Annotated in this window: 12 protein-coding genes and 1 tRNA gene; 8 read left to right on the top strand and 5 right to left on the bottom strand. The window is 62.6% G+C overall.

Translation table 11 applies throughout. The annotated features are described in order from the left end of the window. Positions 1-63 precede the first annotated feature (63 nt). The 3 genes from VNQ78_RS07950 (at position 64) to VNQ78_RS07940 (ending at position 1,161) form a co-directional block, all read left to right on the top strand. Positions 64-140 (top strand) — tRNA-His (locus VNQ78_RS07950). A 285-nt stretch (positions 141-425) separates the two neighbouring features. After that, a complete protein-coding gene (locus VNQ78_RS07945) occupies positions 426-782 on the top strand; it encodes a hypothetical protein (protein ID WP_325688444.1) in 357 nt (118 codons plus the stop codon). Between the two features lie 127 nt (positions 783-909). After that, positions 910-1,161, top strand: a complete 252-nt coding sequence (locus tag VNQ78_RS07940) for a DUF982 domain-containing protein (RefSeq protein WP_325688442.1) — start codon at positions 910-912, stop codon at positions 1,159-1,161. A 138-nt stretch (positions 1,162-1,299) separates the two neighbouring features. Here the strand turns inward: VNQ78_RS07940 and VNQ78_RS07935 are convergent, their stop codons facing one another. Then, positions 1,300-1,488, bottom strand: coding sequence for a hypothetical protein (locus VNQ78_RS07935; protein ID WP_325688440.1), 189 nt, complete (start codon positions 1,486-1,488; stop codon positions 1,300-1,302). 240 nt (positions 1,489-1,728) lie between these two features. Between VNQ78_RS07935 and VNQ78_RS07930 the strand changes: the two genes are divergently transcribed. Together VNQ78_RS07930 and VNQ78_RS07925 are read left to right on the top strand one after the other, a co-directional pair. Then, on the top strand, positions 1,729-2,154 hold the full coding sequence (locus VNQ78_RS07930) for a DUF883 family protein (RefSeq protein WP_325688438.1): 426 nt from the start codon (positions 1,729-1,731) through the stop codon (positions 2,152-2,154). Positions 2,155-2,179: 25 nt separating this feature from the next. Further along, positions 2,180-2,794 (top strand): phage holin family protein, encoded by a 615-nt coding sequence (locus tag VNQ78_RS07925; RefSeq protein WP_325688436.1) that lies wholly within the window; start codon positions 2,180-2,182, stop codon positions 2,792-2,794. Positions 2,795-2,848: 54 nt separating this feature from the next. On the opposite strand, the gene grxD is transcribed toward VNQ78_RS07925, so the two are convergent. Together grxD and VNQ78_RS07915 are read right to left on the bottom strand one after the other, a co-directional pair. Continuing rightward, positions 2,849-3,211 (bottom strand): Grx4 family monothiol glutaredoxin, encoded by a 363-nt coding sequence (gene grxD / locus VNQ78_RS07920; RefSeq protein ID WP_325688434.1) that lies wholly within the window; start codon positions 3,209-3,211, stop codon positions 2,849-2,851. A 57-nt stretch (positions 3,212-3,268) separates the two neighbouring features. Next, entirely contained in the window at positions 3,269-3,511 is a 243-nt protein-coding gene (locus VNQ78_RS07915; protein WP_325688432.1) for a BolA family transcriptional regulator, read from the bottom strand. A 414-nt stretch (positions 3,512-3,925) separates the two neighbouring features. Between VNQ78_RS07915 and VNQ78_RS07910 the strand changes: the two genes are divergently transcribed. The 3 genes from VNQ78_RS07910 to VNQ78_RS07900 all read left to right on the top strand — a co-directional run bounded on the left by VNQ78_RS07910 (position 3,926) and on the right by VNQ78_RS07900 (position 8,593). Further along, positions 3,926-5,443 carry an AbgT family transporter gene (locus VNQ78_RS07910; protein WP_325688430.1) on the top strand — a complete coding sequence of 506 codons (1,518 nt, stop codon included), beginning with the start codon at positions 3,926-3,928 and terminating at the stop codon, positions 5,441-5,443. A 29-nt stretch (positions 5,444-5,472) separates the two neighbouring features. Then, the gene (locus tag VNQ78_RS07905) at positions 5,473-6,678 is read left to right on the top strand and encodes a M20/M25/M40 family metallo-hydrolase (protein ID WP_325688428.1); all 1,206 of its coding nucleotides are present in this window, start codon (positions 5,473-5,475) and stop codon (positions 6,676-6,678) included. An 82-nt stretch (positions 6,679-6,760) separates the two neighbouring features. After that, entirely contained in the window at positions 6,761-8,593 is a 1,833-nt protein-coding gene (locus tag VNQ78_RS07900; RefSeq protein WP_325688426.1) for an SLC13 family permease, read from the top strand. 106 nt (positions 8,594-8,699) lie between these two features. Here the strand turns inward: VNQ78_RS07900 and VNQ78_RS07895 are convergent, their stop codons facing one another. Beyond that, the gene (locus VNQ78_RS07895; protein ID WP_325688424.1) at positions 8,700-8,885 is read right to left on the bottom strand and encodes a hypothetical protein; all 186 of its coding nucleotides are present in this window, start codon (positions 8,883-8,885) and stop codon (positions 8,700-8,702) included. Positions 8,886-8,890: 5 nt separating this feature from the next. Continuing rightward, positions 8,891-9,180 (bottom strand): glutathione S-transferase C-terminal domain-containing protein (locus tag VNQ78_RS07890; protein WP_325688422.1); only part of this gene is annotated, 290 nt, incomplete at its 5' end.

Here is a 9,180-nt window from a genome sequence, read left to right as displayed (position 1 = left end):
TGCGAATAAGCGGCAAGATAGGCTTGCATCCGTCCGAATCTGGGGCTAAGTACCCCGCACTGTGCCGCCTTAGCTCAGTAGGTTAGAGCACCAGATTGTGGATCTGGGGGTCCCCCGTTCGAGCCGGGGAGGCGGTACCATTAAAATCAACGAGTTACAGTAGATTTTCCCAGCCGATTAGTCGGTTCCTGGCGTCCGGTTTGACGCCGGAAAGTTCTGTCACCCGCTGCCTTTTCCGCGACCCGTTTTTCCGAAGACCGTCCTGCAAAAAGCCCCCCGCGAAGGTCATGGCCTTGGCCATGAAGCGGCTGACACCCGTGGCAATTCTGCCCGCCACCCAGCCGTTCGCAAAGGGCGGACTCGGGGGAAGCTTGCCCGGTCCCTCGAAATCTGGAACCAAAAAGCAGATCAATCAGGAGGTTGGAATGAAGCTGACGATAGGCGTGCTCGTGCTGGCTGCGATGACCGCGGCCTGCACCAACAGCGGCACCGGCGCAGCGGGCGAGCCGATGACAGCTCGGATGACCGTCGTGGCAGAGAACGGCGCCCATACCATCGCCATGACCTCGCGCAGCGGCTATACCTGCACGGCCCAGTTCGATCACAAGGCCTATATGGCGGCGCAGCAGCCCAGCCAGACGCTTCCCGTCACCTGTGACAATGGCGATCACGGGACCGCAGTCTACACCAATGCCAATTTCCAGAAAGAGGCTTTCACCAAAGGCCTGACGCAGATTTCCTATCAACTGGAGAGCGGCACCAAAGGCACGATCCTGCTCTGATCCGGGGATCACGAAAACCAGCAGGAGAGCGTCGCAGCAGGCGCTCCCTTGCATTCGGGGTGGCGGCTCTTCGCCGGTCGCCGAGCCGGGGCCTTGTTTCCCCGGCATTCATGCCCATCTTGAGGCCATGATAGAAATAAGCTGGGGCAAACCCCTGACACTCGTCGTCACCGAGAGCGGTGACATTCAGAAGATCTCCACCATCGAACAGGCGAAATACTGGCTCCGCAAACGCTGGCCGGTTGTCGATGACGCCCGCCAACGCGCTCTCGCGGCGGTCGAAAGCGCCATGGAATGCATGTTGCCGGTCCAGGTCGCGCGCCGGGCCTTTGAACACGCGGCACGCTCTGCCGGTTTTCGGACCGCCGATCCGGCGTGATACCGGACAAGAGGCGCCGAGCCTTTGCTCGGTCGCCTGACGGGGAGGGCGGAAGTCCCGCCCCCCGAGTGGCCCGTGGGCCGCATTCCTGACTAATCAGCCGCCTTCGATTTTATCCGCATACCCGGTCCGATCCGCTTATCTGCGCATCGTCGTGCCGGGTTTCGCCTCCTGCGGCCTCGATGACGATTCCTTTCCACTTTCGGGATCCGGCTTGAGGAACTCCTCCGGCTTGTGGGACGATCCGTCATGCTTGCCCTGACCGTTTTCACGTTCGGGGTTCGTGGCGGGGTTGTCCTTGTCATGGTCGCTGTTTTCTCGGGTCATCCGCTATCCTCCTCGCGGATCAACAGCGGACGCCCGGGGATGTTCCTGCCCTGAAAGATGCGGTCGTCACATGGCCGCGATGGCCCGAGCGCCTTGATCTGTTGTTTGGATCAAGGCGCGGGCGACCGGCTCATGATTTCCCTTTTGGCGGTCACAACGAGAGCCCGGGTGGCTTGGAACGATTTCGGGACGCTCGCGTTGATGCTGCGACCGCAATCTTGACCGCGAAAGGACCGAACCATGGCAAATCATGATGCGACCGACGACCTGAAGGCCGAAGCCCGCCGCGCTGCGGAAGATGTAGCCCGCGAGGCGCGCCGCGCCGGCGAGGAAGCGTCAGACGCCCTGGACACCGCCAAACAGCGTGGCGCCGAGCTTTACGAAAGCGCGCGCGAGAAGGGATCGGACTTTGTCGAGGGCGCAAAGAAGCGCGGGGCCGAATATATCGACACGGCGCGCCACCGCGGCCAGGAATATGCCGGCCATGCGCGTGAGGAAGCCCGCCGCCTTTATCGCGAGGGTGAACGCCGCGCCGGCGAGGTCGCGGGTTATGCCGAGGATTATTACGAAGATCTCTCGGGCATGGTGCGCCGCAATCCGGGGCAGGCGCTTGGGATCGCGGCCGGGGTAGGGTTCCTCCTCGGGCTGATCATCGCCCGTCGCTGACAGGATGTTCGTCTATGCAAAAAACGTGCAGCTTGCCTTTTCGGACAAGCTGCGCCGCATAGGCCTGACGGTCACGGCGGGGGTCGTGCTGACCATTGGCTGCGGGTTTCTGCTGGCGGCGCTCTGGACCTGGCTTGCCGTTCATCTTGGATGGGGGCCGCTTGGCGCCTCGCTGGCGATCGGGGGCGGCCTCGTGGTGATCGGGCTGATCACGCTTGGCGTCGCGGCCAAGGAACGCCACCCGATGCCGACGACCGATGCGCTGCGGCTCGAGGTCGAGCAGCAACTCAACCTCGCGGCCAATGCGGCTCTGGTCAAGGCCACTGACGCGGCGGATCTGGCGCTTGACCGCGCGTCGGCCAAAGCTGCCGAAGTGATGGATCTGGCCGAGAACAAGATCCATTCCGTCGCGGATGATCTGGGATACCGCGCCAATCGCATGGCTGACCGGGCCGAGGCGCGCGTCTATACTGCGGCGCGTCAGGCCGGAGAGACCACGGCGCGGAAGCTGGGCTTCGGCGCGATGGACGAAGACGAGCCGCGTTCCGGTCTTGCAACCTATGCGCCGCTGGTGGGCGCGCTGGCCTTGGGTTTGACCGTGGCCACGCGCCTGCAGGACTGGCGCCACAGGGACGACTGAAACAGGAAAAAGCCCCGCGAAACGCGGGGCTTTTTCAATCACGACCGCCTACGATCAGGCGTTCGCTTCACGGATCTTGTTGGCCGCGTCCTTGTCATAGGCGATGCCCGCCTTGTCGAAAAGCTGGTCCAGCTCGCCCGACAGCGTCATCTCGGTGATGATGTCGCAGCCGCCCACGAACTCGCCCTTGACGTAAAGCTGCGGGATCGTCGGCCAATCCGAGAAATCCTTGATGCCCTGCCGGATGTCGGCATCCTTCAGAACGTCAACGTCGCGGTAATCGACGTTCATGTAGTTCAGCACGCCCGCGACGCGGCTGGAGAACCCGCATTGCGGCATTTCCTTCGAGCCCTTCATGAAGAGCACGACCTCCGCGCCGTCAATGGTGTCCTGGATTTTTTGACGAGTATCCGTCATGTCTGGCTCTTCCTTCTCTCTGCTGGGCGCCGCTGAGGGGATCGCGGCCGCCGTCACTTACTCCGGGGCCTTGGTCGTCAGGGCCAGGGCATGAAGCTCTCCGCTGGGGCCGTCCATCTTGCCCTGCAAAGCCGCATAGACCGCGCGCTGTTGCTGGACCCGGTTGAGGCCCCGGAAGCTTTCGTCGATCACCTCCGCCGCATAGTGGTTTCCGTCTCCGGCAAGATCCGTGATCGTGATCTTGGCCTCGGGGAAGGTCGCACGGATGAGCGCTTCGATATCCTGGGCTTCCATTGCCATGGGCAAGTCCTTTCGAGTGTTGATGAAGATGTAGGCGAAGGTCGCGCAAGCCGCAAGATCGCCCCCCGGAGAGAGGCGGGAAACACCGCAGCCGACGGGCTGCGGGCCGTATCGGTCGGCAGCGTCTTGAGGATCGGACGATAGGGTATCAATCCCGCGGGTAACCTGCCTGAAATGCGGGGCAGGGCGAATGCTTTTACCCGATCGGATGGAAATTCCGAGGGTTCACAAAAACTTGCATTACTCGGGAAGATGTGCCAATCAAGTTGTATTCGGCACTGATTTCACGCGGAATATTCAATCGACCTCCAGACTGAAACACTCGGGTGGGCATTCGTCACCCGGCAAGTCGGGCAGGTGGTTTGATCGGGAGAACTTGGCATGGCCACGGCTAATTCCGATTCCAGGACATTGATGCAGAGGTTTCTCGACGGGGTCGAGAAGGTGGGCAATATGGTCCCACATCCCGTGGTGATATTCCTGATCCTGATTGCCATCGTCATCGTGCTGTCAGTCGTCCTAAGCGCATTCGGCGCCTCGGTGACATTCGACCGCATCAATCCGAAGACCTATGAGATCGAGCAGACGAGCACCGCGATCCGCAGCCTGCTGAATGCGGACGGCATACGTTTCATGTATCTGTCGCTGGTCCCGAATTTCATGGCCTTCACCGCCGTCGGCCTGATGATCGCCGCCATGATCGGCGCTGGCGTGGCCGAGGAATCCGGGCTGGTCACCTCGCTGATCCACAAACTCGTCGTCGTTTCGCCGCAATGGGCGCTGACCTATATTCTGGCCTTCGTCGGCATATGCGCGAGTGTCGCGGCCGATGCGGGGTATCTGGTGCTGATCCCGCTGGCCGGGATCGGCTATCTCGCGGTGGGGCGCCATCCGCTGGCCGGCATCGCGCTTGGCTTTGCCGCCGTGGCCGGGGCCTTTACCGTCAACATGCTGATCAAGCCGCTCGATACCGTGCTGGTCGAGTTCACCAATGACGCTGCCCATCTTGTCGATCCGTCAAGGTCGATCGGGCTGGCGTCGAACCTCTGGTTCTCGATCGTCTCGGTCATCTTCCTGACGGTTCTGATCGCATTCGTCTCGGACCGCATCATCGAGCCGCGGCTTGGCCCATATCATCGGGAGAATGCCAGCGAGGGCGTTTCGACCGATCAGGGCACCACGCTGGGCGAGCGCGAGGCACGGGGGCTGCGCTTTGCCGGCCTCGGTCTGCTTGGCCTGATCATCGTCATGTGCCTGCTGACCATTCCCTCCGGCGCACCGCTTCGCAATCCGGTCTCCGGGACATTGATCGGCGACTCTCCCTTCATGAACGGGCTGATCACCTTCATCATGCTGGTATTTCTGGTCACGGGCTGGGCCTATGGCATCGGGGCCGGGACGCTCAGGACACTTGCCGAGGTGATCGCCGCCATCGAGAAATCGATCAAGAACATGGGCGGCACCGTTTTCCTGTTCTTCGTCCTCAGCCAGTTCGTCGCGTATTTCACCTATACCAATATCGGGACGGTGATGGCGCTCAGCCTTTCTGGCGTGCTCGAGCAGGCCAATATCGGTGCATTGCCCTTGCTGATCGGCTTTATCATCGTCGTCGCGATTATCGACCTGCTGCTGACCGGGGCGATTGCGAAATGGGCGATCTTCGCGCCGATATTCGTGCCGCTCCTGATGCAGCTTGGTGTCGAGCCCGAGGCTGTTCTTGCGGCCTATCGCGTCGGGGATTCGCCGATGAATGCGATCACGCCGCTCAACGCCTATTTCGCGCTGGTCGTCGGATTTGCGCAGAAATACGAAAGATCCGCCGGCGTCGGCACGGTTGTGTCGCTGATGCTGCCCTATGTCTTCAGCATATTCGTCTTGTGGACGTTGCTTTTCGCCGTCTGGAAGGCGCTCGGCCTGCCTTGGGGGCTCTAGCACGGCCGGTCCCATGAACGGAGGATGAGATGCAGAACACCGCTATCCCGCTGGACGTCGCGGCGGCCGAAGCACATCTGATGCGGTTTCTTTCCATCGAGGGGGTGACGGGCCACGAGGCCGCCATTGCCGCCGGCGTCGTCGATGCCCTGAAGAAGGCCGGTGTGCCGGATTCGGCCATCCGTTTCGACGATGCGAACAAGCGCATTCCGCTGCCGACCGAGACCGGCAATCTGATCGTCACGCTGCCCGGTTCGCGTCCCGGCCCGCATCTGCTGTTCTCAACCCATCTCGATACCGTGCCGCTCTGCGCCGGGGTCAAGCCGAGGCGTGAGAAGGGGCGCATCGTCTCGGACGGGACCACGGCGCTTGGCGGCGATGCCCGCACGGGTGTCGCGCTGCTGGTGGTGCTGGCCGAGACCCTGATCAGGAACGGACTGGAACATCCCCCGATCACCCTGCTGTTCACGGTGCGCGAGGAAAGCGGCCTGCACGGCGCGCGCGAGTTGAACCCGAAGGATCTTGGCGGGCCGACCATGTGCGTCAATGTCGACGGCCAGCGCGCGAATGAGCTGATCATCGGCGCGGTCGGGCAAGAGAACTGGACGGTCGAGATCAGGGGCCGCGCGTCCCATGCCGGGGTTGCGCCCGAGAAGGGGATTTCCGCGACCATGGTGGGCGCGGTCGGACTGGCCGAGGCGCGAAGTGGCGGCTGGTTCGGCAAGGTCGTCAAGGAGGACGGGCAGGGGTCCAGCAATATCGGCATATTCGGCGGCAAGGATGGTCTGGTCGCTGCCGGGGACGCCACCAATGTCGTGACGGATTACGCCTATCTTCGTGGCGAGGCGCGCAGCCGCGACGCGGCTTTCGCCAAGCGCATCGCCGAGGGCTACGAGGCGGCCTTTGCCAAGGCCAAGGCGGCCGTTCTCGACGACAAGGGCGCGGGGGCCGATGTCAGGTTTGTCCGCGAAACCTCCTATCCTCCGTTCGAGCTGGCGGCAGATGCCGAGATCGTGCAGCGCGCGACCAAGGCCATCGAGTTGATGGGAGAGAAGCCGGTCATCATATTCTCGAATGGCGGGCTCGACGCCAACTGGTTGGATTCACATGGAATTCCAACCGTGACCATCGGCGCGGGGCAGGCCGAGATCCATACCGTCAACGAATATGTCGATCTGGCCGAATATGAGAAGGGGTGCCGTCTGGGCCTGCTGCTGGCGACCCTCGCGGAATGAGCGTCACGCACCCGCCCGCGCTGACTTGTGATCCTGTGCATCGCGGGCGTGCCGCCATCGGACGATCAGCCGGGGGCCGCGTTTGAGCCCGGTCGCTACCATATTCATCATCATTGCCGTCATTATCGGCCTGTTCATCTGGAACCGGTTTCCGGTGGTTCTGGTCGCGATGGGGACGGCATTGGCGCTGTGGGCAACGGGGCTTCTGAGCGTGGAAGAGGCCTTGATCGGCTTCGGCGATCCGGCCGTCATCTTCATCGCCTCGCTTTTCGTGGTCAGTTCGGGGCTCGAGGCAACCGGGCTGACAGTCTGGGCCGGCCAGCTTCTGATCAGATGGGCGGGCGAGGAAAGCCGCACACGCCTCCTGCTGCTGACGATGACACTGGTGGCGGTGCTGACCGCGCTGATCAGCGTGAATGGCGCGGTGGCCGCGCTGCTTCCGGTTGTGGTGGTGACCGCCGTGCGGCTGAGGCGAAGCTCCTCGCAACTGATGATGCCGCTGGTCTTTTCCGCCCATGCCGGTTCATTGCTGGCGCTGACCGGAACGCCGGTGAACATCCTCGTCTCGGACGCGGCAATGCAGGCCGGCTATCGTGAGTTCGGCTATTTCGAATTCGCATTGGTCGGCGTGCCGCTGCTCCTCGGGACGATGGCGATCATCATCCTGTTCGGAGAGCGCCTTTTGCCGCATGGCAATGGCGCGACGATGCCCGCCGATCTCAGCAGCCATGCCCGAACGCTGGTCGAGCAATATGGCCTCTCGGCCAATATCTACCAGTTGCGGATCCGCGCGACCTCACCCCTGATCGGCAAGGCGGTGACGGAGTTGAATGTCGGCGACTATCCCGACCTGGAACTCATGGCTGTCCACGACGGAAGAACCGACCGGCCCCTCGCGCGAAGACAACTCGCCGAAGGCGACCACCTTCTGCTGCGCGGAGACGGCGAGGCCGCCGCGCTCTTCGCCGGGGACCAGCACCTTGCGTTCCGCCAGCCGGAGCGGATCGGACGGGGCGAAAACACCCTGTTCAACCGGAATTCGGGACTGGCCGAGGTCGTCATTCCGCCGCGCTCCGGGTTGATCGACAAGGAAGTGTTCCCCGGAATGGTCACGGAAAGCGGCGACCTGATCATTCTGGCGCTTCAGCGCGCGGGCACTCAGCTTTCCGCCGACAATACCGGGGAAGCTGGCGGTATCAAGCTGCGGGCCGGAGACACCATGCTGCTGCAGGGGACATGGGAAGCACTGGACACCCATCTGGACGACCCGGACGTTCTGGTCGTCAATTCGCCTGATCTGGTGCGGCGTCAGGCCTTGCCCATGGGCCGTGGGGCCGGCCGAGCCGCCGCCATCCTTGCGGCGATGGTGTTTCTCTTGGTCACTGGACTGGTTCCACCCGCCGTCGCGGGCGTTCTTGCCGCCGGCGCTGTCATCCTGAACCGGATCATCAGCGTCGAGCAGGCCTATCGCGCGATCAACTGGACCACCGTGATCCTTGTCGGGGCAATGATGCCCTTGTCGACGGCCATGGTGCAGACCGGCGCGGCAAACCTGATGGCCGAGCATCTTGTCGCCATGGTCGGCGATCTGGGGCCGACGGCGCTGCTGGCCGGGCTCTTCGTGCTGACGGCGATCATGGGGCAACTGATCAGCAACACCGCGACCGCTCTGATCGTCATCCCGATCGGCATCGCCGCCGCCGAAAGGATGGGCATCTCGGCGCTGCCGGTGCTGATGAGCACCGCCGTAGCCGCTGCCGGCGCGTTCCTCACGCCGATCGCCACGCCCACGAACCTGATGGTGATGGGTCCCGGCGGCTATGCCTTCAGCGACTACTGGAAGCTGGGACTTCCGCTGCTGATCTGGTTCTTCCTCGTCGCGGTGTTTCTGGTGCCGTTGATCTGGCGGATCTAGAGAGCGATGGTGAATAGGCGCTATGGCGTCATATGTTGTGCCGAGTATGATAATGAAATTACATAATACAGATTATCCTTAACTTTCCGTAACCGGAGGGCACGTGCTATTTCTGAATGCGACTTTTTATGCTCGACAATGGGTTGAGCCATGAAAGGATCTCAGAATGAAGGTTCGGTTTTCTCACCTTTCGCTCTCTGACCGGCGCAAGATTGAGCGCTGGCGGCGGCGTGATGTCGCCCAGCACCTTCGTCGCGCTGGCAAGAAACAAGGTCAGCGAGGGCGACAGCATTTACCTCACCCAGTCGAAGCGGCGGTAAACACCGCGAGCTGGGCGGAGAAGGCGCGCTTGAAGGCTGGGCGAGCCTCCCCACGTGAGACATAGGCTGCGATGTTCGGATAGTCCTCCAGCAGACCCGAGCGCTGCAACCTCCGCAGCACCGTCACCATCATCAGGTCGCCGGCGCTGAACGTGGCGTCAAGCCAGTCCGCATCGCCGAGCCGGGCGGAGAGGCTGTCCAACCTCTGGCGGATGCGCTCATCGAGGGATTGCAGGCGCTGCTCATACCAGGGCTGATCCCGCTCGA

This window comes from Paracoccus sp. (in: a-proteobacteria) (genome assembly GCF_035556475.1).
Classification (GTDB): domain Bacteria; phylum Pseudomonadota; class Alphaproteobacteria; order Rhodobacterales; family Rhodobacteraceae; genus Paracoccus.
The sequence above is the reverse complement of the archived record's forward strand: the minus strand, read 5'-3'. Positions and strand labels throughout refer to the sequence as shown.

Coding starts and splice junctions, on each gene's coding strand:
- grxD (WP_325688434.1), bottom strand. CDS start 3,211: ATGACGGATACTCGTCAAAAAATCCAGGACACCATTGACGGCGCGGAG.
- VNQ78_RS07895 (WP_325688424.1), bottom strand. CDS start 8,885: ATGCTGTCGCCCTCGCTGACCTTGTTTCTTGCCAGCGCGACGAAGGTG.
- VNQ78_RS07945 (WP_325688444.1), top strand. CDS start 426: ATGAAGCTGACGATAGGCGTGCTCGTGCTGGCTGCGATGACCGCGGCC.
- VNQ78_RS07915 (WP_325688432.1), bottom strand. CDS start 3,511: ATGGCAATGGAAGCCCAGGATATCGAAGCGCTCATCCGTGCGACCTTC.
- VNQ78_RS07940 (WP_325688442.1), top strand. CDS start 910: ATGATAGAAATAAGCTGGGGCAAACCCCTGACACTCGTCGTCACCGAG.
- VNQ78_RS07930 (WP_325688438.1), top strand. CDS start 1,729: ATGGCAAATCATGATGCGACCGACGACCTGAAGGCCGAAGCCCGCCGC.
- VNQ78_RS07910 (WP_325688430.1), top strand. CDS start 3,926: ATGCAGAGGTTTCTCGACGGGGTCGAGAAGGTGGGCAATATGGTCCCA.
- VNQ78_RS07935 (WP_325688440.1), bottom strand. CDS start 1,488: ATGACCCGAGAAAACAGCGACCATGACAAGGACAACCCCGCCACGAAC.
- VNQ78_RS07905 (WP_325688428.1), top strand. CDS start 5,473: ATGCAGAACACCGCTATCCCGCTGGACGTCGCGGCGGCCGAAGCACAT.